The 25,366-nt window shown below is 72.0% G+C and carries 20 protein-coding genes and 1 pseudogene; 7 read left to right on the top strand and 14 right to left on the bottom strand.

Features of this window, described 5'->3' with window-relative positions; all coding sequences use genetic code 11:
* From ACWGI8_RS13705 to ACWGI8_RS13715, 3 genes are all read right to left on the bottom strand, one after another.
* Positions 1-904, bottom strand: a 904-nt coding sequence (locus tag ACWGI8_RS13705; RefSeq protein WP_453660643.1) for an aminotransferase class I/II-fold pyridoxal phosphate-dependent enzyme, incomplete at its 3' end; no start/stop codon positions are given.
* Between the two features lie 275 nt (positions 905-1,179).
* On the bottom strand, positions 1,180-2,397 hold the full coding sequence (locus tag ACWGI8_RS13710) for a sulfite oxidase (RefSeq protein ID WP_453660645.1): 1,218 nt from the start codon (positions 2,395-2,397) through the stop codon (positions 1,180-1,182).
* A gap of 317 nt (positions 2,398-2,714) precedes the next feature.
* On the bottom strand, positions 2,715-3,287 hold the full coding sequence (locus ACWGI8_RS13715) for a TIGR03086 family metal-binding protein (protein ID WP_453660647.1): 573 nt from the start codon (positions 3,285-3,287) through the stop codon (positions 2,715-2,717).
* Positions 3,288-3,493: 206 nt separating this feature from the next.
* On the opposite strand from ACWGI8_RS13715, the gene ACWGI8_RS13720 reads away from it, so the two are divergent.
* The 3 genes from ACWGI8_RS13720 (at position 3,494) to ACWGI8_RS13730 (ending at position 6,536) form a co-directional block, all read left to right on the top strand.
* Positions 3,494-5,119, top strand: a complete 1,626-nt coding sequence (locus tag ACWGI8_RS13720) for a phosphatase PAP2 family protein (RefSeq protein WP_453660649.1) — start codon at positions 3,494-3,496, stop codon at positions 5,117-5,119.
* Positions 5,120-5,267: 148 nt separating this feature from the next.
* A complete protein-coding gene (locus ACWGI8_RS13725) occupies positions 5,268-6,077 on the top strand; it encodes a methyltransferase domain-containing protein (protein ID WP_453660651.1) in 810 nt (269 codons plus the stop codon).
* Between the two features lie 99 nt (positions 6,078-6,176).
* Positions 6,177-6,536, top strand: coding sequence for a VOC family protein (locus tag ACWGI8_RS13730; protein ID WP_453660653.1), 360 nt, complete (start codon positions 6,177-6,179; stop codon positions 6,534-6,536).
* Between the two features lie 100 nt (positions 6,537-6,636).
* Here ACWGI8_RS13730 and ACWGI8_RS13735 read toward each other — a convergent pair whose 3' ends face one another.
* The gene (locus tag ACWGI8_RS13735; RefSeq protein ID WP_453660655.1) at positions 6,637-8,628 is read right to left on the bottom strand and encodes a DUF5107 domain-containing protein; all 1,992 of its coding nucleotides are present in this window, start codon (positions 8,626-8,628) and stop codon (positions 6,637-6,639) included.
* A gap of 240 nt (positions 8,629-8,868) precedes the next feature.
* Here ACWGI8_RS13735 and ACWGI8_RS13740 point away from each other — a divergent pair, with 240 nt between their 5' ends.
* Both ACWGI8_RS13740 and ACWGI8_RS13745 read left to right on the top strand, forming a co-directional pair.
* Complete coding sequence (locus ACWGI8_RS13740) at positions 8,869-9,207, top strand: DUF6204 family protein (RefSeq protein ID WP_453660657.1); 339 nt, start codon at positions 8,869-8,871, stop codon at positions 9,205-9,207.
* Positions 9,208-9,551: 344 nt separating this feature from the next.
* The gene (locus ACWGI8_RS13745) at positions 9,552-10,253 is read left to right on the top strand and encodes an alpha/beta fold hydrolase (RefSeq protein ID WP_453660659.1); all 702 of its coding nucleotides are present in this window, start codon (positions 9,552-9,554) and stop codon (positions 10,251-10,253) included.
* 21 nt (positions 10,254-10,274) lie between these two features.
* Here the strand turns inward: ACWGI8_RS13745 and ACWGI8_RS13750 are convergent, their stop codons facing one another.
* Both ACWGI8_RS13750 and ACWGI8_RS13755 read right to left on the bottom strand, forming a co-directional pair.
* Positions 10,275-10,811, bottom strand: coding sequence for a GNAT family N-acetyltransferase (locus ACWGI8_RS13750; RefSeq protein ID WP_453660676.1), 537 nt, complete (start codon positions 10,809-10,811; stop codon positions 10,275-10,277).
* A 241-nt stretch (positions 10,812-11,052) separates the two neighbouring features.
* On the bottom strand, positions 11,053-11,313 hold the full coding sequence (locus tag ACWGI8_RS13755) for a DUF1049 domain-containing protein (RefSeq protein ID WP_453660660.1): 261 nt from the start codon (positions 11,311-11,313) through the stop codon (positions 11,053-11,055).
* Between the two features lie 309 nt (positions 11,314-11,622).
* Here ACWGI8_RS13755 and ACWGI8_RS13760 point away from each other — a divergent pair, with 309 nt between their 5' ends.
* Positions 11,623-12,372, top strand: coding sequence for a GntR family transcriptional regulator (locus ACWGI8_RS13760; RefSeq protein WP_453660661.1), 750 nt, complete (start codon positions 11,623-11,625; stop codon positions 12,370-12,372).
* A gap of 179 nt (positions 12,373-12,551) precedes the next feature.
* On the top strand, positions 12,552-13,646 hold the full coding sequence (locus ACWGI8_RS13765; protein WP_453660663.1) for an adenosine deaminase: 1,095 nt from the start codon (positions 12,552-12,554) through the stop codon (positions 13,644-13,646).
* 104 nt (positions 13,647-13,750) lie between these two features.
* Here the strand turns inward: ACWGI8_RS13765 and ACWGI8_RS13770 are convergent.
* The 8 genes and pseudogenes from ACWGI8_RS13770 to ACWGI8_RS13805 form a co-directional block, all read right to left on the bottom strand.
* Positions 13,751-13,960 (bottom strand): annotated as a pseudogene (locus tag ACWGI8_RS13770) (peptidase S15); the annotation flags it as partial.
* A gap of 29 nt (positions 13,961-13,989) precedes the next feature.
* Positions 13,990-14,922 carry a S66 peptidase family protein gene (locus ACWGI8_RS13775; RefSeq protein ID WP_453660665.1) on the bottom strand — a complete coding sequence of 311 codons (933 nt, stop codon included), beginning with the start codon at positions 14,920-14,922 and terminating at the stop codon, positions 13,990-13,992.
* A gap of 105 nt (positions 14,923-15,027) precedes the next feature.
* Complete coding sequence (locus ACWGI8_RS13780) at positions 15,028-17,028, bottom strand: prolyl oligopeptidase family serine peptidase (protein WP_453660667.1); 2,001 nt, start codon at positions 17,026-17,028, stop codon at positions 15,028-15,030.
* A gap of 11 nt (positions 17,029-17,039) precedes the next feature.
* Entirely contained in the window at positions 17,040-18,419 is a 1,380-nt protein-coding gene (locus ACWGI8_RS13785) for a M20/M25/M40 family metallo-hydrolase (protein WP_453660668.1), read from the bottom strand.
* Positions 18,412-19,245: a M55 family metallopeptidase gene (locus ACWGI8_RS13790; RefSeq protein WP_453660669.1), complete on the bottom strand. Its 834-nt coding sequence runs from the start codon at positions 19,243-19,245 to the stop codon at positions 18,412-18,414. Before ACWGI8_RS13790 ends, ACWGI8_RS13785 begins: the two co-directional genes overlap by 8 nt.
* A gap of 74 nt (positions 19,246-19,319) precedes the next feature.
* Entirely contained in the window at positions 19,320-20,045 is a 726-nt protein-coding gene (locus ACWGI8_RS13795) for a class I SAM-dependent methyltransferase (RefSeq protein WP_453660670.1), read from the bottom strand.
* Positions 20,046-20,150: 105 nt separating this feature from the next.
* Entirely contained in the window at positions 20,151-22,625 is a 2,475-nt protein-coding gene (locus tag ACWGI8_RS13800) for an ATP-binding SpoIIE family protein phosphatase (protein ID WP_453660672.1), read from the bottom strand.
* A 166-nt stretch (positions 22,626-22,791) separates the two neighbouring features.
* Positions 22,792-25,248: an MFS transporter gene (locus ACWGI8_RS13805; protein WP_453660674.1), complete on the bottom strand. Its 2,457-nt coding sequence runs from the start codon at positions 25,246-25,248 to the stop codon at positions 22,792-22,794.
* Positions 25,249-25,366: the final 118 nt, after the last annotated feature.

The following is a 25,366-nucleotide window of genomic DNA, read 5'->3' on the forward strand; positions in this document are numbered from 1 at the left end:
CCACTGCGCCGGCGGTGAGGACCGCGCGATGGGCCGCGGCCGCCACCCGCCCGTGCAGCGCGGCGGCCTGCGTGGACCTGGTGCTGACCGGCCCCGGCTCGCCGAGGGCGTGCGCGGCGGCGGCCGCGACCGGTCCTGCGACGAACGCCCCGAGCGCGGTGAGGATGTCCAGCACCCGGGCCCGCCGCCCGACGGCGCGCTCGGTCGCGGGGAACCGGGCGACCGCCACCGGCCAGGCGGCCGGGGTGAGCGCGCCCGACAGGTCGCTGACGACGGTCACGTCGTCGGGGCACATCTCGGCGGGGCTGAGCAGCACCCGTTCGTGCGGCTGGTGGAGCGTGTCCCGCCAGGTCTCGTCGCTGATGATGTGCATGCCCTCGTCGACCGCGGCCTCGCAGGCCTCGCGGACCAGTTCGGGCGGGGCTACGGTCGCCGTGGGGTCGTCGGCGACGGAGAGCAGCAGGACGTGCGGCGCACCGCCCTCCGCCCGCACCCTGCGCGCGGTCTCCAGCAGCGCGTACGGGTCGGGCACGCCACCGCACTCCGCCGGGGTGGGCACGTGGTACGCGGGCCGGCCGAGCAGCCGCGCCTGCGGCGTCCACCAGGCGGGACAGGGCCGCGGCATCAGCACATCGCCGCCGTGCGCGGCCAGCAGGGAGAGCAGCAGGGGTTGTGCGCCGGGCGCGGCCGCGATGTCCTCGGGACGGCTGCGCAACCCGCGCCGCCACCAGTACCCGGCGGCCGCCTCGCGCAGCACCGGTCCACCGCCCGGCGGTTCGGGCGATGTGCGCCCGGAGGCGGCAGCGAGCACGGCGGCGAGCTCCGGCAGTACGGGCAGGCCGGGGTCGGGTGAGGGCGGACCGTAACGGACCGGACCGTGGCCTTCCGGATCCGACCGCTGCATGCGCCCACCTCCCGTGCTCACACCCGGGAACCCCTGCCCGGCCCACGTGCCCTTTATACGAAGGTTCGGGCCGTTCCGCCGCTCCGGACGGGCCGTTCGGCAGCTCCGCACGAGCCGTTCGACAGCTCCGGACGGGCCGCGCCACCGCACCGGACGGGCCGTTCGACAGCTTCGGACGGGCCGCGCCACCGCACCGGACGGGCCGTTCGGCCGGTGGCTCGCGACGGGCAGGCGCCCGCCGCGCCCGCGTCCCCGCCACCGCCCCGGCCCATGGGTCAGACCACGGTCACCCCGTGGCGCACCACCGCGTCGAACAGATAGCCCTGGGTGTTGTGGACGGCGCGCACCGGCTGGGTGTTGCCCGCCGCGTCCGTCGCACGGGCCAGCAGCGCGGTCCCGCCCGTACGACACGGGCGCCAGGAAGCCGACCAGCGTACCCAGCCGTCACGGCGCGGGGTGTCCCACAACTGCGCCGGGCGCCACCGCACGCCGCCGTCCGTGCTGATATCGACCCGGCGCACGGGCGCCGCACCCGACCAGGAACGTCCGGTGAGGAGATGGGTCTCCCCGGCCGCGAGCGTCGCTCCCAGCGGCAGCTCGAAAGCGCTCTTGACTGTCTGCCGGGTCAGCGGAGCGCTGCCCTCCGGCGGATAGGCCGGGCCGAACAGCCGGTAGTTGTCGGTGCTCCAGGGCGAACTCAGCGGCGCCGTGCTCACCTCGATGTCACCGACCCATTTGATCGATGCGATACCGATCCAGGACGGCACGATCACCCGGACGGGGTAGCCGTGATCGTACGGCAGCGGCTCGCCGTTCATCTCGTAGGCGAGGATCACATCGTCAAAAGCCTTCGCCAGCGGCAGGGGGCGACGCACCCGGCCGAGGCCGACGCCATTGGAGACGTGCTCGTCGTCCAGGCCGCGCGGCATCACGTCCACCGCGTCCGAGGCCACGCCGGCCCTGCACAGCACATCCGCGAGGCGCACGCCACGCCAGCGCGCGGCCCCGATCGCGCCGAGTGTCCAGGGCGTGCCGCTGACGGCCTCGCCCTGCTGACTGGTGTAGAAGCTGCGGCCGTTGCCGGCGCACTCGAGGAACGCGGTGCGGGTGACGGACGGCATCGAGCGCAACTGGCCGTAGCTGAACTCGACCGGGCGGCGGCCGAGCAGCCCGGTGCCCCAGAGGGTGAGCTTCCAGTCCGTCTCGTTCAGCCGGGGCGTGGACGTGTGGTTGCGGACGAAGAACCGGTCGATGGGTGTGAGGCGTCCGGTGTCCCGGAACGACGCGAAGTTCGCCTCGGCGTTGGTGCCACGGATGGTGAACAGCTCAGGAGGGAGGGGCTTGACGATGCCAGGAGCAGCGGCGGCGGCCGGGGTGGCCGTGGCGAGGGAGCCGGCGGCCACCGGCGCGGCGGCGAGGAATTTGAGCAGGGAACGTCGGGCGGGCGTACGGGCAGACGTACGGGCGGACCTGCGACCAGGCGGAATCGACACAGCGCGCCTCCAAGGGCGTGGCGGAGCAGGGAAATGAGTACGGCTGGGAGGACGAGAGCGGGAACGAGAACGTTCGAGGAAACGGCCAGGAAGAAAGGCGGCAGAAAGGCGGCAGAAAGGGGAAGCAGGCGGCAGGTCGTTGTCAGCGACAGCAGCAGCGGCAACAGCGACGACAGGCGTGCCGCGGCGCACGGTGGCGCGATTCGGCAGCGAGGGTGGTACGAGCCACTCGATCCTGCCTGTTGACGGCCATGCCGAGATCGTAGGCGCGCCGCGGGCGGCGGGTCAGGCCCTTCCGGGGACTGCCCCGGGCATCGTCAGGGACGGCGTCCCAGCAGACAGAGCAGCTTCGTCTGCGCGTCCGCTCCTGCCGGTGGCTTCACCGCAGGGGCGAACAGCCCGCTCTTGACGAGGTCCGCGGCGTACGGGGAGATCTCCTCCTCGGTGAAGCCGACGAGCTCGTCGGGCAGCGTCTCGTCCGCGCCGATGCCGCGTGACAGGTCCCAGGTGTGCACCACCGTGTCGGCCACCGTCTGCGAGCAGTAGTCGGCGACGGTGCTCTCGCCGTACGACAGCCGCACCGTGCGGTCCAGCGCGCCGGGCTCGTTGAAGGCCGCCTTGGCCGCGGAGGCGGCGCGGTCCCAGGTGACGGCCGGATGGTCGCCCAGGACGTCGCCGTCGAAGGCGTCGCCGACGTCGGCGATGGTGCGGCCCTCACTGACCAGGGGCGGCACCCAGAACTGCTCGCTGGTCACATGGTTCACCAGATCCCGGACGGACCATTCGGAGCAGGGCGTGGCCGCGTCCCACTGGTCGGTCCGGACGGCGTGCACCCGGTCGGTGAAGAGTGCGAGCGCCTGTGCATACCGGTCCAGAAGGCGATTGTCCATACGGTCCACTCTGCTCCGGCGCCGCGGCGCGCGCGAACGCTCAGACGGCGTCATGTGGGGCGCACCCGAGCACTCCGACCGCGTCAGGTGAAACCCACCCGAGCACTCCGACGGCGTCCGGTCGCTCTCCCCGGGCACCTCGGCGCTGCGGGGGAACTTGCACGAAGGGCCGCTTGGGCCGCGGACACGCGGGGTACCCGCGTTCCATGTCAGCCTTCGCCCCGGAAACCTCCCCGGCCACCACTTCGCGTCCCGGCACTGCCCGCCGCCTCGCCTCGGCCGCGGCCGGCTGGGACCGGCGCGTCTTCCATGCGGTGGCGACCCGCCACTGGCCGGGCGGGGACCTGTTTCTGCCGAGGCTCAGCCGGTCCGCCAACCACGGGCTCCTCTGGTTCGGCACGGCGGCCGCGATGGCGGTCGTCGGGCGCGGCGTACGGACGCGGCGGGCGGCCGTACGGGGCGTGGCGTCGCTGGCGCTCGCTTCCGCCGCGATCAACACCGTGGGCAAGCGGTCGGTGCGCAGGGCCCGGCCGATACTGGACGCCGTGCCGCTGATCCGACAGCTGAAGCGGCAGCCGTTCACCACCTCCTTCCCTTCCGGGCACTCCGCTTCCGCGGCGGCCTTCACGACCGGCGTGGCGATGGAGTCGAAGGCGTGGGGCGCGGCGGTCGCGCCCCTCGCGGCCGCGGTCGCACTCTCCCGTGTGTACACGGGGGCGCACTATCCGGCCGATGTGCTGGCGGGTGCGGCGCTGGGCGTGGGTGCGGCGTTCGCGGTGCGCGGGCTGGTGCCCACCCGCGATCAGCTGCCGCCGCCGGGCCGGCCTCATGCCCAGGCGCCAGTACTGCCGGGCGGCAGGGACTTGGTCGTGGTCGCCAACCGCTCGGCCGGCGCGAGCGGCGCAGTATTGCTCGGCGGCCTCGCGGCCGCGGAAGGCGCGGAGGGCACGCAGGCCACGGAGGGCGCGGAGGGAACCCAGGGTCCGCAGGGTGCGGCGGCCCTGGTGCGGGACGCCCTCCCGCTCGCCACGGTGGTGGAGTGTGCGCCGGAGGAGCTCGACGCCGCGCTGGAGGAAGCGGCGGCGAGCGGCTGCCGGGCGCTGGGAATCCTCGGCGGCGACGGCACGGTCAGCCGCGCCGCGGCGATCGCCGCCAGGCACCGGCTGCCGCTTGCCGTGTTCCCCGGCGGCACGCTCAACCACTTCGCGTACGACCTGGGCATCGAGACCGTCCACGACACCTGCCGGGCCCTGGCCGCCGGTGACGCCGTGCGCGTCGACCTGGGCCGCTTCACGCCCGGCCCCGGCGGCGCACCGGAGGGCCACTTCGTCAACACCTTCTCCCTCGGCGTCTATCCGGAGCTGGTACGGGTACGCGAGCACTGGTCTCCGCGGATCGGCAGCTGGCCGGCCGGCGTACTCGCCGCGCTGCGGACCCTGCGCGGCGAGCATCCGCTGGAAGCCGAGTTCGGGGGGCGCAGGCGGCCGTTGTGGCTGCTGTTCGCCGGGAACGGCATCTACCAGCGCATCGGCCCGACGCCGGGCCGACGGTACGACCTCGCGGACGGGCTGCTGGACGTCAGGGTGGTGCACGGCGGCCGGGGTCCGGGGGTGCGGCTGCTCGCGGCGGCGCTCGCCGGTCCGCTGAGCCGCTCTCCCGTCCACGCTGCGGTGCGGCTCCGGCGGCTGCGGATCTCCGGTCTGGCCCCCGGCACCCCGCTGGCGTACGACGGCGAAGTGGCCGAGTCCGCCCCCGAGTTGGTCGTGGACAAGGCGCTGGAGGCGCTGGTCGTGTACCGCCCGTTGACGGCCCCGTCGGGCGTCGGGAGCTGATGCGCGTCCGGACAGCGTCGACTCCGGACACCAGGGTCCGGACAGCATCGCGTCCAGACGCATCTGGTCCAGATAGTAAGACACGGATCTCACCATTCGACACATCGGCGTACCGTGTCCGTACCACTTCACGAGAGGGAGTACGGCCATGTCGAAGGAGACCGCTGTCTACACCCACGGGCACCACGAGTCCGTGCTGCGCTCCCACCGTTGGCGGACCGCCGCCAACTCCGCGGCATATCTCGTTCCCGAACTGCGCCCGGGCGCAGACGTGCTGGACGTCGGCTGCGGACCCGGCACGATCACGGCCGACCTGGCCTCGCTGGTGGCACCCGGCACGGTCACGGCCGTTGACGCCGCGGCGGACGTCCTGGAACAGGCCGGTGAGGTGGCGGCCGGCCGCGGCCTGGACAATGTCCGCTTCGCGGTCGCCGACGTCCACGCACTGGACTTCCCCGACGACGCCTTCGACGTCGTCCACGCCCACCAGGTCCTGCAGCATGTCGGCGACCCGGTGCGAGCGCTGCGCGAGATGCGGCGGGTGTGCCGTCCCGGCGGGATCGTCGCGGTCCGCGACAGCGACTACGGGGCCTTCACCTGGTTCCCCGAAGTCCCGGCCCTGGACGGCTGGCGGGAGCTCTACCACCGGGTGGCCCGGGCGAGCGGCGGCGAACCGGACGCTGGACGAAGGCTGTACTCATGGGCGCGCCGCGCCGGCTTCACCGACATCACGGCGACCGCATCCGCCTGGTGTTTCACGACGCCCGAGGAGCGCGCCTGGTGGAGCGGCCTGTGGGCGGACCGTACGACGGCGTCGGGCTACGCGAAACTGGCCGTCGACGGCGGACACGCACGCACCGAGGACCTGGCGGCCGTCGCCGGCGCCTGGCGCGAGTGGGGCGGCCATGACGACGCCTGGTTCATGGTCCCGCACGGCGAGCTGATCTGCCGGGCGTAGGACCTGTCCCGTGGATCAGGCTACGGGGCCCCGGGTCCCCCGGGGCCCGGCGGCGGGAATCGATCTCGTGGCACTGCCGCGCCAACTACCCTTGCCCGTATGGAGATCCTCGGAACCACGCTGCGCATCTGCGTCGACGATCTGGAGGCCGCCGCGGGCTTCTACGAACGCCTCACCGGGACCCCCGCGCTCCGCTTCGAGCGCGGCGGGGTGTCGGTCGCGGCGGTGGGCTGCTTCCTGCTGATGAGCGGCCCTGAGTCGGAGCTGGAGGTGCTGCGCAAGGTCACGGCGACCATCGCGGTCGAGGACGTGGACGCGGCACACGCGACGCTCACCGAAGTCGGCGCCCGGGTCCTCGCGGGACCGGTGCCGACCCCGGTGGGCCGCAATCTCATCGCCGTCCACCCGGACGGGTCGGTCTTCGAGTACGTCGACCGCCGGGCGGTCGTGCCGGACTGAGGCGTTCGCCCGCCGACGCATGGACGGCGACTCCGTCCCTCACCCGCCGATGCGTCAACGGCAACTTCATCCCCCGCCCGCCGACGCGTCAACGGCAACCTCATCCCTCGCCCGGGCCCTGCGAACGGGGCGGCCGCATCCGGTACTCGTAACGGTCCGGCAGTGGATCGTCGGTCAGCTCCGCCCACAGCTCGCCCAGGACCTCGGCGCCCTCGCGCAGGTCCGCCACCTCGAAACCCTCGTCGAAGACGGCACGGGCGGCGTCGCACGCGCCCTCGGCGAGCAGGAGCCGGGCCTCCAGCAGACGGAAGCGCCCCCGGCTGCGCAGGGACGGCCACAACCGGTCCAGTACCGTGCGGGCGTCCACGGTGCGTCCGGCCACGAGCAGAGCCTCGATCGTCTCCCGGGCGAGCGCCGCCGTCGCCGCGGTCCAGCTCTCGCCATGGTCGCGGCGCTCCGCGCACAAGTCGTCGAAAGCCTCCGCGTACAGCTCGGCGGCGCGCTCGCGGTGGCCACCGGTGTGCTCCGCGACGGCGAGGCAGCGCAGCAACGGCCAGCGAGAGGGGGCGAGTCGCAGGCCGCGCTCCCAACTGCGCACGGCCTGGGCGAAATCGCCGGCGTGCCACTGGGCGACGCCGAGGTGGTACTCGGTGTGGGGCTCCGCGGGGGCCGTCTCCAGCATGTCGCGCCAGTGCGGGGCGACCAGCGTGGGGCCCGGCGGGGCGACGCGGCGCGGCGCGGGCAGGACGCCGGTCCGCAGCAGCTCCAGCCAGGGCGCCTGTTCCTCACCGAGCGTGGCCTCGTCGAAGGGCGTGCCGGGAAGTTTGACGCCGGTGCGCAGCACTTCCAGCGCGCCCCAGCCGGAGCCGGTGGCCAGGGCGTCCCCCGGCTCGGTGTCGGCGCAGCGCTGCCACGCCGCGTACGCGGCGTCGACGTCCGCTCGCGGCAGAACGGATTCCAGCCGTCCGGCCGTCTCGGCGCACGCCGCTGCCCAGTCGTCGCCGTGCACGGCCGACGGGTCGGCCGACAGCGGCCCGTACGCCTCCAGCCAGCTGAACTCCTCCTCCGCGTCGAGCCGCAGATGTTCCAGCTGAGTACGGGCGAGTCCGGCCTGGATCTCGGAATAGCCGGGCGTACCGGGCTCCGTCAGCCACTCCTGCCAGCGCCGCCCGCCACGTCCCGAGCCCCAGAGGAAGAGCTTGCGTCCGCGCAGCCGGTCCGTCGAGGTCTGGACGAGCCCGTGGCCGTGCGCGTCGAGTGCGGCGATCCACTTACGGGATTCCCCCGGCACGTCGTAGAAGTAGTCGGCGGGGTACTCGCTGCGGGTCGGGTACGTACGGTCGGTGGAGTCGTGCCGTGGCACCGGGACCCTCCGCAGGGTGCGTTCGTAGCCGAAGTGCCAGGCCTCGTCGGCGGGTGCCAGGACCCTGGTCCGCTCGTCCTCCACCACCGCGATGTTGGACCACCAGTACACGGGCGCGGGCCGCTCGTGGGGGTTGCGTATCCGCACGCCGACGTAGAGGAAGTCGGAGTCGGCGGGAAGCCAGAGGTCGACCTGGAACGGCAGGTCGCGCAGCCGCTCCCACTCCCAGAGCCTGACCATCTCGCCCCCGTCGGGAGCCGGGACCACGGCGGCGTGCAGCGGGGCGCAGGCCAGGGTCGTGTGGCCGGTCGCTCCGATGTTCCACTCGATTCCACCGGAGAACCAGGCGCCGTTGAGGGCGAAGTCGGCGGGCTGGAGGACGGGGTTGCGGTACACGAGTTCACGGCCGGTGGGCTTGTGGTGCAGGGAGTGGACGCGGCCGCCGAGACCGGGCAGCACGGTGACCCGCAACCGGTCGTTCTCGATGACGACGGTGTCGAGGTCCGCCCCGGCGCGTTCCCGGCCGTAGCCGTCGCGCAGACTCGTCGGCAGGACGGTGCGCAGCGGCTCGTACCCGATCTGGCGGGCCATGTCGCGGGGCAGCCCCTCCTTCGCGCGTTCGTCGAGCGCGTGCAGCTCGTCGAGGGGCCGCAGGGCGGGCAGCGGATTCTCGGGCCCGGGCGGGGCCACGGGCAGGGTCAGTACGGCACGTCGCACGGTCGTGGCCAAGGCAACCTCGCTTCGTTCGCATCGTTCACGCGGTCGCCGGCAACTGCTGCGGCCGACGGTCCCGTTGACCATGGAACACGGTGCGCGCCGCCCCGACCAGGGGCTCTGTGGGTCAGGCTTCGGCAAAGGCAGCAGTCCGCCGGGAGCGGGGATATTCCGTATACGGGCCGTCCTCACCGTCGTACGCTCGATCTTCGATCGGTTCATCGCCGGGCAGGCGGCAGAGGATGGCGGGAGAGCATGGGTACGCAGCACACCTACCGGGTGATCGTGCGCGGCACTTGGGACGGTCTGACGGACGCGGCGCGTGAGGCGCTTCTCGCGGACGTGGACAACCACGGCCTCGCGCAGATGCAGTTCACCGCGGAGGGCTCGCTCGTGTACGACCATGTGCTCAAGCACTTCACGTACCGCTATGTCGTCGCGTCCGACGCGGCGGACGGCGAGGAGATGGCGGCCGCGATCGCCGAGGACCGTGCGGAGACCGCGCTCAAGGAGCTGGGGTACGGCTTCCGGGACCTCAGGTCGTCGGCGACCGACATGGACACGATGAAGATCAACCGGAAGCGCGGCCGCTGAGGCGGGCGGGAGCCGGAGTGCGGGGCCGGAGTGCGGGGCCGGAGTGCGGGGCCGGTGCGCCGCAGTGCGTCGCTCCGACGGCGGGTTCACGGTGGGACGGTCCGCGCGCGTGACCTTCCGGGCCGGACCTCGGACTTCGGACTTCGGGGCTTCGGGGCTTCGGGGCTTCGGGGCTTCGGGGCTTCGGGGCTTCGGGGCTTCGGGGCTTCGGGGCTTCGGGGCTTCGGGGCTTCGGGGCTTCCCGGGGCGGAAGCTGTGCCCTGCCTGACAGACGCATCGTGAGTCCACCGGGATTCCCGGGGAATCCGGGGCGTGTTGTCAGACCGCCGCGCTACGTTGCCCCCATGGCTGAATTCGTTCTGGTAGCAGGCGCGTGGCTCGGATCGTGGGCATGGGACGAGGTGGTGCCGGAGTTGCGTGCGGCCGGGCACGGCACCCACCCGATGACGCTGTCCGGCCTCGCCGACAAGCAAGGCGTGCCCGCCGGGCAGCAGACCCATGTACAGGACATCGTCGACGAGGTGGAACGCCACGATCTCCGCGACGTCGTCCTTGTCGGGCACAGCTACTCGGGCATCCCGGTCGGTCAGGCCGCCGAGCGGATCGGCGACCGGCTGACCCGCGTGGTCTTCGTCGACTCCAGCGTTCCGGCCGACGGCGGGTCCTTCGCCTCCGCCTGGTGGCAGGGCCGGGCGAAGTTCGAGGCTGCGATCGCCGAGAACGACGGCTTCTGGGCGCCCCTGACCGCAGCCGACTTCGACGGCCAGGGTCTCACCGACGAGCAGATCGCCCGGATCGTGGGCGGCTCCACGCCGCATCCGGGCGCCACGCTGACCGAGCCGGCCGTGCTGGCACGCCCGCTCGGCGAGCTTCCGGCGACGTACGTCAAGTGCCTGCTCGACGGCCCCGAGCCGTCCGGCGACGTGGCCGAGCTGCTGAACGGCGAGCGCTGGCGGCTGGTCGAGATGGACACCGGCCACTGGCCGATGTTCTCCCGGCCACGCGAGCTGGCACGGATCCTGCACCGGTCGGCCGTGGAGTCCTGAGCCCCGCCACGGTCGGCAGGATCAGGAGGACGTGCCCTCGTCGCGGACCGTCATCTCGGCGGTCATCGCCCACCGTTCGTGGTCGCGCCAGGCCCCGTCGATGAAGAGGAAGTCGGGCGAGAAGCCCTCCAGCCGGAAGCCCAGCCGTCGCACGAGGGCGATGGACGCCTCGTTGCGCGGCTGGATGTTGACTTCGAGGCGGTGCAGGCCGAGCGGGCCGAACGCATGGCGTACGACGAGGCGGAGGCCCTCGCTCATCAAGCCGCGGCCCGCGGCGGGCGCGAAGGCGCCGTAGCCGACGGCTCCGGAGAGGAAACCGCCTTCGACGATGTTGTTGATGTTGATGAATCCGGCGATCCGGCCGCTTTCGCGCTCGCAGACGAGGAAGCCCGCCTTGGTCGGGTCGTCGATGAGTTTGCGGGCGAACGCGGCGTACGCGGCGGTCGTTTGGGGCGGGAAGAGCCAGGGCCGGTGCAACTGCCTGCTCTCGCGGGCGAGTGCGGTGAACTCTTCGGCGTCGTCGAGGCGGTAGTGGCGTATGCCCACCCGCGGACCCACGGCGAGATAGCCGTTGTGGGGACCATCGTGGGAGCGGAGCGCGGAGTCGCGCTCCGAGCCGGGAGCGGACTCGGGCCCGGAGGCGGACGCGGGGTCGCGCTCGGAACCGGAAGCGGGGTCGCGCTCGGAACCGGAAGCGGGGTCGCGCTGGGACCCGGAAGCGGGGTCGGAGCCCGGGTCCGGGGCGTCGGCGTCAGCGGGCATGGCAGGCGTGGCGGGCATGACGCCAGGCTAACGCCCGCTATCTGGCGCGGCGCCGGAAGAGGTACCCACCACAGAGCCCGCCGAGGATCCAGGTGGCCAACAGCGCCAGATACAACGGCAGCGTGACCTCGGGGATAAGCATTCTGATCCTCACCCGCCGGGTGTTCTCGAAGATGAAGATCAGGGTGAGGACCGCGATCACCACAACGGCGATCCTGGACGGCGTGAGCCTGCTGCGGAAGCCGTGTCCGCTCTTCGCCCTGCCCTTCGTGCTGCCCTTCACGTCCTTGGAGCTCATGGGACCAGGATGGACGGATCCTGGTCCCATGAGGCGTTGGGGCGAGCCGTACGGGTGAGGGTGGATTCGAGACCCGACGTCGAACGACGGCTCTCCGATCGATCATCTCGACGGTAGCTGCCAGTTGTCTGACAAGCACCCTCGGACAGGAGGGAATCTACGTGCGTAGAACGTCAAGACCCTCTGGATGTGAATTACGGTGAGCGGGAAAATGAACCCTCAACCCGGCCGACAACGGGACGAGTAGTCAGCCGGCAGGCAGTCGTCAGCAGGCAGTCAGCAGCCAGACAAGTGAGCCGAGGAGGGGCCGTGGCGGTCAGCGGACAGCAGCGGAGGCCGGTCGTCGTCCTGTACGAGCGCATCGCGGACGCCATCCACGACGGCACCTACCCGCCCGGCTCCACCCTGCCGTCCGAGCCCCGGCTCGCGACCGAGCTGGGAGTCAGCCGGCCGGCCCTGCGCGAGGCGCTGCTGCTCCTCCAGGAGGACGGGCTGCTGACGGTACGGCGCGGGGTCGGCAGGACCGTCAACGACCGCCCGCCGCGGCGGGGCTTCGAGTACATCCAGCCGCTGGAGGAGCAGCTCTCGGCCGGTGCGCCGCTACGGGTACGGGCACTGCTGCGGGCCGTCGAGGAGCCGACGGACTTCACCACGCAGCATCTGCTCGCGCCCGCCCGGGCGGAACTGCGGTTCTGGGAGTCCGTACTGTCGGGGGAGGGCGCGGCGGCCGCGCTCAGCCAGGAGTGGGCCGCGGCCGACGACGTACTGGCCCGAGCGCATCCGTCGTTCGCGCAGGCGCTGCGCGAGGCCCGCGACGCCGACCGGACCTCGATGCTGGCGGTTCTGGCCGGGGCCTCTCGCGGGGTGTCTCTGACCGCGCACTCGGGGGTGACCGCGACCCTGCTGGGGCAGCGGCGCGGGGCCCAGCTGGACCGCCCTGCCGACACACCCGCGGCGCTGATCACGCAGGTCGTACGGGCCGGGGACGTGCCGATCCTGGCCGCGAAGCACATGCTTCCGACGGGGGCGCCTGCGCTGCCGGTGCTGCAGTCGAACTAGACCCTGTCCGGTGGGTCGGGCGAGCCCGGCAAGATCCACCGAACAGGCCCGGGCGGCACGCGCGACGGGGCTCTCCCTGAGCCCGCCGGGCGTACTCCCGCGCGAAGCTCAGATGGGGCGTACCGGGGTCCCGGGTGCGTCACAGCGTCGGGCGCCGCCGTGCCGTACACTCCCGCTGCATGCACTTGTCTGACAACACCGCCGCCCCGTCCGCTCTCGCGGACTGGATCCGCCAGGCCCCCAAGGCCGTCCTCCACGACCACCTGGACGGCGGTCTGCGCGCCGCCACGATCATCGAGCTGGCCCGTGAGTGCGGCTACGGCGATCTGCCCACCGAGGACCCCGAGGCGCTCGCCGTCTGGTTCCGCGACGCCGCGGACTCCGGATCGCTGGAGCGCTATCTGGAGACCTTCGCCCACACCTGTGCGGTGATGCAGACCCGCGAGGCCCTCTTCCGTGTCGCCGCGGAGTGCGCCGAGGACCTGGCCGCCGACGGGGTCGTCTACGCCGAGGTGCGGTACGCCCCGGAGCAGCATCTGGAGCGCGGTCTGAGCCTCGACGAGGTCGTGGACGCCGTCAACGAGGGCTTCCGTGAGGGCGAGCGCCGCACGGGCGGCCGGATCGCGGTCCGTGCGCTGCTCACGGGCATGCGGCACACTCGGCGCTCCCTGGAGATAGCGGAGCTGACGGTCGCCCACCGGGAGCGCGGGGTCGCCGGATTCGACATCGCGGGCGGCGAGATCGGCAACCCGCCGGCCAACCACCTCCCCGCCTTCCAGCACCTGAAGCTCCACAACTGCCACTTCACGATTCACGCGGGCGAGGCCGTCGGCGCCGAGTCCATCCATGAGGCGGTCCAGGTCTGCGGCGCCGAGCGCATCGGCCACGGCGTGCGCATCACCGACGACATCCGGGTCCACGACGACGGCACCGCTACGCTCGGCAACCTCGCCGCGTACGTCCGTGACAACCGGATCGCGCTGGAGGTCTGCCCGACCTCCAACCTCCAGACGGGCGCGGCGAAGGACTATGCGACGCACCCGATCGACCTGCTGCGCCGCCTCGGCTTCCGGATCACCCTGAACACCGACAACCGCCTGGTCTCCGGCACCACCATGAGCCACGAGTTCCAGCACATGGCGGACGCCTTCGGCTACGGCCCCGCGGTCTTCGAGGAGTTCACCGTCGCGGCCGTCGAGTCGGCGTTCCTGCCTCTCCCGGAGCGTCGCCGCATCATCGACGAGGTGATCCGTCCGGGGTACGCGGCGCTGTAGCCGCGGGACGGGGGCCGGGGCCTGTCCCGTGGATCAGGCTGGATCAGCGAGCCCAGCAAGATCCACCGGACCGGCCGCCCCGGGTCATGTCCCAAGCAGCGGCCTCAGCTCAACGAGCCACGTATCACGGGGAGTTCCAGGACACCGGTGTCCCCAGGGGCGCTGGTGACCGTCACCGGCTTGATGCCGCGGTTGCCGGAGTACGCGCTGTCGCTGCCTGCGATCACGAACCCGAGCCGGTGACCGCTCGCGTAACGGTGCACGATGCCCGGCAGCTCCACCGTGAACGGCCGGGTCACATCGGGCACGCGCAGTGCGGGAAGTACGCGCGGGGGGCGGGAATTCAGCGCAGCGCGGGTACGTCGAGCCTGAGCACGCACGCGTCCGCGTCGAGCACCGCCGGAACACCCAGCGGCATCGTCAGCGCCGTCGCGCTGTGACCGAAGCCCAGCTCCTCGACGACGGGCACCCCGAGTCCGCCCAGCCGGTCCCGCATCAGCGCCTGGACCTCCTCGTACGGCCCGCACTCCTCCCAGGAGCCGAGCGCTATCCCGGTCACTCCGTCGAGCCGGCCGGAGCGGAGCAGTTGGGTGAGGATCCGGTCCAGCCGGTACGGCTCCTCGCCCACGTCCTCGATCAGCAGCAGTCCGCCCCGGGCCGAGGGCCGGGCATGGGGGGTGCCGAGCTCGGCGGCGAGCAGAGAGACGCAGCCGCCCAGCGTGATGCCGCTCGCGTGCCCCGGCACGAGTGTACGGGCGGTCTCCAGGCCGAGGGTCCTGACCGACTCGGGCTCGAACAGGGTGGCGCGCAGCGACTCCTGAGTACGGGTGTCCTTGAGGAAGGTCGCTGCCGCGGCCATCGGGCCGTGCAGGGTCGAAAGTCCGGCCCGTACGGCGAAGGCCTCATGGAGCGCGGTCACATCGCTGTAGCCGATGAAGACCTTCGGGGCCGCCGCTCGTATCGCCTCCCAGTCGAGCAGGTCCACCATGCGCTGGGCGCCGTAGCCGCCGCGGGCGCAGATCACCGCGGAGACGGTCGGATCGCACCACGCGTCCTGCAGGTCCCGGGCGCGGGCCTCGTCCTCTCCCGCGAGGTACCCGAGCTGCGGGTGCTCGTCGAGGACATGGGGCATCACGACCGGCTCCAGGTCCCAGCCGCGCAGAATGTCCAGGCCTGCTTCGAGCCGCTCGGCGGGGATGGGACCGCTGGACGCGACGACGGCGATCCTGGCGCCCGGCACGAGGCGCGCGGGCCGGGTCAGAGGCGTGAGGGTCACTTCGCGGGCTCCCAAGTCGCTTCTCCAGTGATCACTTCTTCCGTGATCACTTCTTCCGTGATCACTGTCCAGCGCTCACTTCTCCAGCGCTCACTTCTCCAGCGCTCACTTCTTCAGTTCGAGCTGGGGGACGTCGGTGCGGGTGATGCCGAAGGTCTGTGCGTACAGGGACAGTTCGGCCTCCAGGGCGCGGATCATGGTGTCCGCGCGGCGGAATCCATGGCTCTCGCCCTCGAAGGCGATGTACGCGTGCGCGATGCCGCGCCCCGCCATCCGGGCCAGGAATCGCTCGCTCTGCGCCGGCGGGCAGACCGGGTCGTCCAGCCCCTGGAGCAGCAGGAACGGGGCGGAGATCCGCTCGACGTGCTCGATGGGCGATCTCTCCCGGTAACGCCCGGGGACCTCGGCGAGCGGCCCGACCAGCGACTCCAGGTACTGGGACTCGAAGTCATGGGTCTCGTCCGTGGCCCAGCCCATCAGATCCAGGATCGGATAGATGATCGTGCCGCACGCATACACATCGGTGGCGGTGAGGGACGCCGCGGTGGTCCAGCCGCCGGCGCTGCCGCCACGGATCGCCAGCCGCGCCGGGTCGGCCGTGCCTTCGGCGGCCAGGGCCTCGGCGACCGAAGCGCAGTCCTCGACATCGATGACACCCCACTGCTCGCGCAGCCGGTTCCGGTACTCGCGGCCATAGCCGGTCGAGCCGCCGTAGTTGACCTCTGCGACACCGATGCCCCGCGAGGTGAAGTAGGCGATCTCCAGGTCCATGACGAGCGGGGCATGGCCCGTGGGTCCACCGTGCGCCCAGACCACATAGGGCGGCAGCTCGTCGCCGGGCGCAACGCGGTCCGGGTTGTGGGGCGGATAGACATGGGCGTGGATCTCCCGGTTGTCCGGCCCGGTGAAGGTGCGGATCTGCGGCTCGGGGTAGTACGAGGGGTCCACGGGGTCGTCGTGCTTCGAGCCGATCACACGGGTCCTGCCCGTGCAGGTGTCGAGCTCCACCACTTCGTACGCGCTGCGCGGGCTCGCCGCGACGCCGTAGACGCGGCTGCCGTGCGCGGTCAGCGTCGGCGCCCACTCGGTCCAGGGGCCCGCGGCGTCCACGAGCTCCCCCGTCTCGGGGTCGAGTATGCCGAGGGCCGTGGCTCCCTTTCCGTGTATGACCGCGATCAGCCCGTTGTCCAGCGGCTGGAACCACTTGAGGCCGATCTTCCACAGCGGTCCGCCGAACTCCTCGCCCCGCCCCTCGCAGAGTCCGGTGGCGGTCGCCCCGCCGGCGGCGAGAACACCGGGACGGATGCGCCGCAGTTCCCACCAGTTGCCGGGGTCGGAGACGAACAGCAGCGAGCCGTCCCGGGCCCAGTCGACCTGGGCGACCGACTCGTCGGCCCCGCCGGCGACCTTCCTTACTGCGGCGAAGGGTCCGCCGTCCGCCACCTCGGCGACCATCACCTCCGTGCCGTCCCACGGCATCCTCGGGTGGTCCCAGGCGATCCACGCGGCGTGCCGCCCGTCGGGCGAGAGCCGGGGCCCGGTGACGAAGCGGTGCCGGTCGTCGGTCAGCTCCAGGACGGCGCCCCGGTCGTCGGCCGCCGAACCGTCCAGCGGCACCGCCGCGATCACCCGCCGCAGATCGGTGGGTGCTTCCCCGGTGAATTCCTCCAGCACGCACCAGACCTCACCCCGGTCGAGGTGGATCACCGGGTCCACCCAGCGCAGCCCGCCGCCCACCCGGGACAAGGGGGTGAGCGGCCGCGGCTCGCCGCCGCCGTCCGGCTCGTACGCATACAGCCGCTGGTCGGGGTGGTGGACGAAGACGACGAGCGGGCCGCCATCGGGCCGGGCGGCTCCGGCCCACGGCTGTCCGCCGTACTCGATGACTCTGCTGCGCACATTCCACGGGGCGGGCAGCACCGACTCCTCGGCTCCGCCGGCCTTCTGGCGCACCAGGGCGCGGCGCCCGCCCTCGGTGGGGCGTGGCGCGGTCCACCACACCTCGTCGCCGACGGCGCCCACGTACTCGGGACGGCCGTCGTGGGATGCGGCGAGCGCGGCGTCGATCGGCGACGGCCAGGTGCCGTAAGCCCCCGTGGGTACCATTGCCAACTCCCCTATGCGGACTTCAGATAGTGGTCGAGAACCCGGACGCCGAAGTGAAGGGCCTCGACCGGCACGCGCTCGTCGACTCCGTGGAACATGGCCGCGTAGTCGAAACCCTCGGGCAGCTTCAGCGGCGAGAAGCCGTAGCCGGTGATCCCGAGGCGGGCGAACTGCTTGGCGTCGGTGCCGCCCGACATGCAGAACGGGATGACGTGCCCGGCGGGATCGAAACGCTCGATCGCCGCGCGCAGTTTGGCGAAGGTCGGGGAGTCGACGGGTGCCTCCAGGGCCACCTCCCGATGGTGGAATTCCCAGTCGACGTCGGGTCCGGTGAGCCGGTCGAGGGTCTCGCGGAACTCCTCCTCGCCGCCCGGCAGCATCCGCCCGTCGACGTACGCGGTGGCATGCCCCGGGATCACATTGACCTTGTAGCCGGCGTCCAGCATGGTCGGGTTGGCGCTGTTGCGCACGACCGGCTCGACCAGTGCCGCGGCCCGGCCGAGCTTCGCCATCAAGGCGTCCACGTCGAAGTCCGGGGCATCGACGTCGACCTCGATGCCGTACAGCACGGCCAGCTCGGACAGGGCGGCCCGAACGGTGCGTGTGAGGCGGACCGGCCACTCGTGCCCGCCGATCCGGCCGATGGCCTCGGCCAGCCTGGTCACCGCATTGGACCGGTTGACCTTGGAGCCGTGCCCGGCCCTGCCGTGGGCGGTGAGCTTGAGCCAGGCGGTTCCCCGCTCTCCCGCCCCGATCGGGTACAGCGCCATTCCGGGCCCGGCGTGGAACGTGAACGCCCCGGATTCGCTGATGCCTTCCGTGCAGCCCTCGAACAACTCCGCGTGCTGGTCGGCGAGGAAGCCCGAACCGTCGACCGCGCTGGCCTCCTCGTCCGCCGTGTAGGCGATGACAATGTCCCTGCGGGGCCGGACGCCGGCGCGCTTCCAGGCACGGACGACCGCGAGGATCATCGCGTCCATGTTCTTCATGTCGACGGCTCCGCGGCCCCAGACGACGCCGTCGCGGACCTCGCCGGAGAACGGGTGCACGGACCAGTCGGCGGGCTCCGCGGGGACCACGTCCAGATGGCCGTGGACGAGCAGGGCGTCGGCGGACGGATCGGTGCCTTCGATCCTGGCCACCACATTCGTACGGCCCGGGGTGCGCTCCAGGAGCACCGGCTCGAGGCCGGCTCCGGCGAGCCGCTCCGCCGCGTACTCGGCGGCGGGCCTCTCGCGGCAGTCCCCGCCGCCGCGGTTGGTGGTGTCGATGCGGATCAGTTCGGAGGTGAAGGCCACCACCTCGTCGAGGGCGATGCTGTCGACGGTCGTGCCGGCGGGGGTCGCCGAAGGCGTGCCGGTCTGCGTTTCAGGGCGAGTCACGTCAGCCATACTGCTCCTCCACCGCGGCTGAGACGATCGTCGTGACCGCCTTGAAGGTACGAATGGCCTCATACATCGTCTCGCTGGTGTAGACGGTGCGCCGCTCGCCGCTGCGGGTCGCGCCCGGTACGACGGTCGCGGCCGCGGCGAGGTGCTCCGCGTCGAACTCCAGCTCCACCGTGAACGGACCGCCCTGCACCGGCTCGTGGCGGACGGCCAGTGCCGTGGCTTCCTTGGCCGCCGCGCGGATGTCGGCGGCCGTGCGGGCCGGAGTGCGGCACACCGCCGCATACCGTGAGACATGGTCCTTGACGGCTACCTTGCGGGCCTCCGGCGCGTACGCCAGAGCGTCCTCGCAGGTCAGATCGTCGCCGGTGACCAGGATCACCGGGACGCCGTACTCCGCGACCACGTGCGCGTTGAGCAGGCCCTCGCTCGCGCGTGTGCCGTTGAGCCAGACGCCCGTGATCGAGTTCGCCAAGTACGTGTGCGCCAGCACACCCTCGGCGCCCGCTCCTGTGTGGTAGCCGACGAAGGCGATGCCGTCCACATCGCCGTGCTGCACACCTTCGACCATGGAGAGTGATTTGTGGCGTCCTGTCAGCATCTCGACACGCTCGTCCAAGTGCTCCAGCAGCAGATTGCGCATGCTCCAGTGCGCTTCGTTGATGAGCACCTCGTCGGCACCGCCGTCGAGGAAGCCGAGCGCCGCCGCATTCACATCCGAGGTGAACAGGGACCGGCAGCGCTCCCACTGAGGCGTGCCCGGCAGCACGTCGGCCGGCCAGGTGACACCGGTGGCGCCCTCCATGTCGGCACTGATGAGGATCTTCATGCCTGGAACCGTACGCGTCGCCCGCCGGGCCGACCAGCCCTGTGGATAACTGTCCGTGGTTCAGACCTGTGGCGTCACCCGTTCCGGCCCACGACCAGCCAAGTCGACGGCAGCTCGATGCGCGAGCCGTCCGCCGCGTACTCGGTCGTGGCCAGCGGCAGTTCGCCGCTCGCCACCACGTCCAGGCCCGCTGCCCGGAAGTATTCCGGGACCTGTGCGTCGGCGACCGCGCCCGGCGCGATGCCGTGCCGCAGGACCGGCTGGAGCTTCGAAGGCGGGCCGGACGGGCTCTGCGCGAGGCTCATCAGGACCCGCCCGGCGGCCTCGGCCGGCTCCACGACGAAGGCCCGGCCGCCGTCCCCCACCAGGGTCGCGATGGACTCCGCGAGGGCCGCCCGGTCCTGCTGCTCGCTCTGGTGCAGCACGCCCCGCATGTAGACGTTGGTGTCGCCGAACTCGGCGTGCAGCTGCCCCACTGCGGCCGCGTCCACCGCGTCGACCTCACGGAAGCGGACCTCACCCTGTCTGTCCTGCCGGCGGGCGTGCATGATCGCGGCCGCTGCCAGGTCCACCCCGAGCACCCGTGGGAAGCGGGCCGCGAGGTACCGCGTCTGGGTTCCGTTGCCACAGCCGAGATCCACGAGAGGCAGCCCCGGCGCCGTGAGATGCGGCTCGAAGAGAGCCAGGTGCCGGCTCGCCGTCAGCGCCGGCTCGGCGTCCCAGAACACCGCTCCCGGCTCGTCCGGAGCCTCCCGCCAGAAGCCCTCCCAGGCGTCCTTGTACCGACTCGTCACGCTCATGCGCAGCTCCCCAGGGGAACGGACCTCACGGCATCACAACCTGACGCCGCGTCAAGATCGGTCTACCGCCGACGGGTCGGAGCGACAAGGGTCCTGCGCAATCCTTCATCTGGCGTTCGACACGCGCGCACGCCTCGCCCCGCTCGGGACCGGCAGCTCGCACCAGACCGACGTGCCGTGGCCGGACCGGCTCGTCCCCCACTCACTCGCCAGGGCGCTCACCACCCGCAGTCCGCGCCCGGACTCGTCGTCCGGGCCGGCGCTGAGCAGCGTGGGCAGGCTGTGCCCTTCGTCCGTGACCTCGCAAAGCAGCGCGTCGGTGCGGACGAGCCGCAGCTCGATCCGGCGGCTGTCCGTGTGCCGTACGGCGTTGGTGACCAGCTCGCTGACGAGCAGTTCCAGCGTGCCGGCCGATTCGTCCAGGCCCCAGGCCGCCAGTTGCTCGCGCACCAGCCGGCGGGCCCTCGGGACCTCGCGCGGCTCGGGCGCCAGCTGCCACCGGGCGACGTCGTCGGCCGCGATGCCGTTGAGCCTCGCCATCAGCAGGGCGACATCGTCCTTGCGTCCGCCACGCGTGTTGAGCGCCCTGATGACGGTGTCGCAGGCGTCGTCCATGGAAGCCGCCGGGTGTGCCGCGGACTCGCAGAGTGTCGCCAGACCGACGCCGATGTCCTCGCCGCGCACCTCGACCAGCCCGTCCGTGCACATGACGAGCCGGTCACCGGGCTCGACGGGTACCCGCACGGTCTCGAAGGGGACACCGCCAACACCGATCGGCGCCCCGGTGGGCAGACCGAGCAGCTCGCTGCGACCGTCCGCCGCGCGGACGAGGACGGGCGGGACATGGCCCGCGTTGGCCAGCAGCAGCTCGCCGGCGATCGGGTCGTACACGGCGTACAGACAGGTCGCGAGATAGTGCTCGCCGAGCCGCTGGGCCAGATCGTCGAGGTTGCGCAGGAGCTGCCCCGGCGGCAGGTCGAGGGCGGCCATCGTCTGGACGGCCGTACGCAACTGGCCCATCATGGCGGCCGAGTTGAGGCCGTGGCCCATCACATCGCCGACGACCAGTGCGGTGCGCGAGCCGGGCAGTTTGATGGAGTCGAACCAGTCCCCGCCGACGCGTCCGAGCAGGGTGCCCGGAAGATAGCGGGTCGCCGTGTCGCAGCCCGCCATACGGGGCGTGACCTGCGGCAGCATCGAATCCTGAAGGGTCTCGGCGACAGTCTCCTGGTACGTGTACATACGTGCGTTGTCGAGAACGAGACCCGCGCGGGCGGCGAGCTCGGCGCCGGTCACCCGGTCCATGTCGTTGAACACGGCGCGCTCCGGGTGGCGCAGCAGGATCATGAAACCCAGCACCACATTGCGCGCCTTGAGCGGCACCACCAGCATCGACCGGCCGCTGATCAGCGGCCGGATGTCGCGCTTTTCGAACTGGGAGGCGATGGCGGTGCCCATCTCCTTGCTGATCCTCGGTACCAGTACCGGCTCGCCGGTGGTCATGCACTGGAAGAAGGGGGTGTGCACGGGAAACGGCATGGATTCGCCGACGGGCACGACATCGTCCCAGCGTCCCGGAGCGTCGACATGCTCGACGGCGACCCGGTGCCACATGGTGGTGGCGTCCGGCGGGCCGTCCGGGAAGCCCTCGCCCGCGATGACCTGCTCGCGCAGATACGTGCCCGCGACATCGGTGAACCGCGGCACCACGGCCGCGCTGACCTCCTGGATCGTCCGGGCGAGATCGAGCGAGGAACCGATGCGGCCGCTCACCTCGTTGAGGAATTCGAGCCGCTCCCGCACCGCTGCGTATTCGAGGTCGAGCTCCTGATCCGCCTCGTCCGTGTGGCGTCCCGCGGCCACCGCCTCCTGGGCGGCGCTCAGCCGCTCCCGGCGCTCCGCGCGCCTCGGCACTCCCCAGTCGAGGGTGACCGGCACCCGGTCGTGGTGGCTGAATTCGATGACGGGATAGCCCAGTTCCAGCACCTGCGCGACGATGCGGGTGGATTCCCGGACGCTCATGCTCGGCAGGATCTCCGGGAGCCGCCGGGCCAGTTCGTCGGAGCCGGGGAATTCGGTGTGCAGCGCGAAGCCCGGAGCGATCCGCTCCACGCCCTCCTCGGCTCCCGGCGTGTCCTCGCCGGAGTCGAACTGCGCGGCGTCGGCGGCGAGGACGAGCAGCCGTTCCGGCCCGGGGCCGACGAGCGGATACGACCACCACAGGACGTCCACCCGGTCTTTCCGCGACTCCGCCTCGGCCACGCCGCCGCCGGTGAGCCGGGCCCGGCCCGCCGCGGGGTAGGACGTCTGCCCGTTCAACGAGGCGTCGAGGCCGGGTCCGAGACCGCCGTAGTTGTCGTCCGACTCGTACGAGCCTTCTTCGGTCAGCGCGCCGGTGACCGGCATCAGCTCGACGACGGGCTGGCCGAGGGCGGCCTCCTTCGCGTGGCCGAACAGCCGCCGGGCACCGGTCGACCAGTGCGACACGAGGCCGTCGCCGTCCACGACGACCACGGCGAGCGGAATCCGCCCGGCTGCTGCGTACTGCCGTGGCAGCTTCGGCGAAACACCACTGTCCATCGGTGGGAGGCTCCTTCCCCGAGCACGGGATCTGCGGCGGTCACTCCGCTGAAGGCTCTGCTTACTCCACGGTAGGCCTCTGCGACCGTCGTGCGTGGGGCATCGGCCGAATCGGTCGTACGCCCGCGCGCGGAATTGCGGAACGCATGCTTCCGCCGGCAGGAAGTCAGAAACCCTGGTCCTCGTGCCCCAGTTGCAGATCGCGCTCCGTGCGTCCGCCGCCGGCGACCTGCAGCACCGTTGCCACCGGCGGATAGCCCGCCGCGATCACGGTGTACTCGCCGGACGACAGATCGACGAAGCGGAAGGTTCCGTCCGGGCCCGTGGTGAGGGTGTCGACGACATTGCCCGCCGCGTCGAGCAGCGTCACCCGCGCGTCCTCGACGGGCCGTCCGCCGCCGGCGCGCACGGTGCCGCGCAGGACCGCGCCGCCCGCGAGTTCGATGTCCTGCCGGGTCTCGCGGGACGACTGGACGCTCACGGGGAGGGCGGCGGGACGGAATGCCGGGGCGCTCGCCGCGAGGGTGTACTCCCCCGCCACCAGCTCCGCCATCACATAGGTGCCCTCGCGCCCGCTGCGGGTGGTGGCGACGACCTCGCCGCGTACGTCGGTCAGGGTCACCGCGGCGTCGCGCACCGGGCTGCCGTCGGCGGTGACGACGCTCCCGGCGAGCCGTCCCGCGCCGCCGAGGACGACGTCGAGCTCCACCGGCCGTTCGCCCACGGTGACGGACACGGCCTGCGGCTGGTGCCCGCCGGCCGCCGCGATCAGGACGTACGAGCCGGGGCCGGGCACGCTCAGCGCGTAGCGCCCCTCCTCGCCGCTGGCGCCGCGCCCGATCTGCTGCCCACGCACATCGATGAGGGTGAGCGCGGCACGCGGGACGGTGGTGCCGTCGTGGTGCTGGACGGTGCCGCAGACGGGTACGCCCACGAGGTACGGCGATGCGGGCGCGGGGGACGGTGGCGCGGTGCGCGCGTGCGGAACGGAGGTGGGCTCGGCGGAGGCGGGGGCGTTGTGGGACACCAGCGGTTTCTCCTTGAGGAAGAAGGCGAGGAAGAGGCCGAGGACGAGCACCGGCACGAGGTAGAGGAAGATCCGCGGCATCGCGTCCGCGTACGCCTGGATGTAGCTGTCGCGCAGGGCGGGCGGCATGGCGTGGACGAGCTGTGGAGTGATGGACTCCGGGGCGGGCAGTCCGGCTCCGGCCGGGAGCCGGCCCGCGAGGGAGTCGGTGAGCCGGTCGGCGAAGAGGGTGCCGAAGACGGCCGCGCCGACGCTGCCGCCGATCTGCCGGAAGTAGTTGTTGGCGCTGGTGGCGGTGCCGAGATCGGCGGGCGGCACGGCGTTCTGCACGGCCAGGATGAGGACGGGCATCACCAGACCGATACCGACGCCGAGGACCGCCTGCCAGACGGAGTGCTCGAGCCGCGTGGTGTCGGCCTCCAGCCTGGACAGCAGCCACATCCCGACGGCCGAGACGGCACTGCCGAGCACCGGGTAGACCTTGTACTTGCCGGTGCGGCTGATGAGCTGTCCGGAGACGACCGAGGCGACGACGATGCCGCCCATCATGGGGAGCATCAGCAGCCCCGACTCGGTGGCGCTGGCGCCGTCGACCATCTGCAGGAAGGTGGGCAGATAGCTGGCGGCGCCGAAGAGGGCGACACCCACGACGGCCCCGACCAGGCTGGTGACGTTGAAGACCGGGTCGCGGAACAGCCGCAGGGGGATGACCGGTTCGGGTGCGTAGTGCTCGACGACCAGGAACAGCAGGGCGGTTCCGGCGGCCCCGGCGGCGAGTCCGAGGATGACGCGTGAGTCCCACGCGTACTCCGTGCCTCCCCAACTGGTCAGCAGCACCAGGCAGGTGGAGGCGGCCGCGAGGAGGAGCGCGCCGAGGACGTCGAAGCGCGCCCGCGCCGCCGGCTTCGGCAGTTCGAGGACGACGGCGACGACGGCGAGCGTGACGAGGCCGAACGGCACATTGAAGTAGAAGCACCAGCGCCAGGACACATGGTCGGTGAAGAAGCCGCCGAGCAGCGGACCCGCGACCGAGGCGAGACCGAAGGCGGCGCCGATCAGGCCCATGAAACGCCCGCGCTCCCTGGCCGGGACGATGTCGGCGATGATCGCCTGCACGCCGATCATGAGGCCGCCCGCGCCGATGCCCTGGATGGCGCGGAAGGCGATGAGCTGGTCCATGGTGCGCGACCAGCCGGCGAGGGCGGAGCCGATGACGAAGACGACGATCGCGAACTGGAAGATGCCCTTGCGGCCGTAGAGATCGCCGAGTTTTCCGTAGACGGGCAGGCCGATGGTGGCGGTGAGGAGATACGCGGTGATCGCCCAGGGCATCCGGTCCAGGCCCTGGAGTTCGCCGACGATCTTCGGCAGGGCGGTGGCCACGATCATCTGCTCGAGCGCGGCGAGCAGCAGCGCGAGCATCAGGCCGAAGAAGACGAGCCGTACGCGACGGGGACTCAGATCCGTTGCCACGTCGGAGGATCCCGTGGTCGGCGGCTCGGGGGCCCCGGTCGCCTCGTCGCGCGGCGGCCCCCAGCGGTCTTCGGCCGTCTCCCCGGCGGCCTGACCGTCCTTCACCAGCGTGATCCCGCCCACGTACTGCTCCCCTCGTCGCGGCTGCGCGGCGCCATTCTTCGCATTCCGCGCCAAGAGGGAGCAAGCGGAACGTTAGTGGGGAGCGGGGGGCGCGGAGGTGTGCGGAGCGGGCCACCGG

The sequence above is a fragment of the Streptomyces sp. NPDC054841 genome (genome assembly GCF_053611045.1).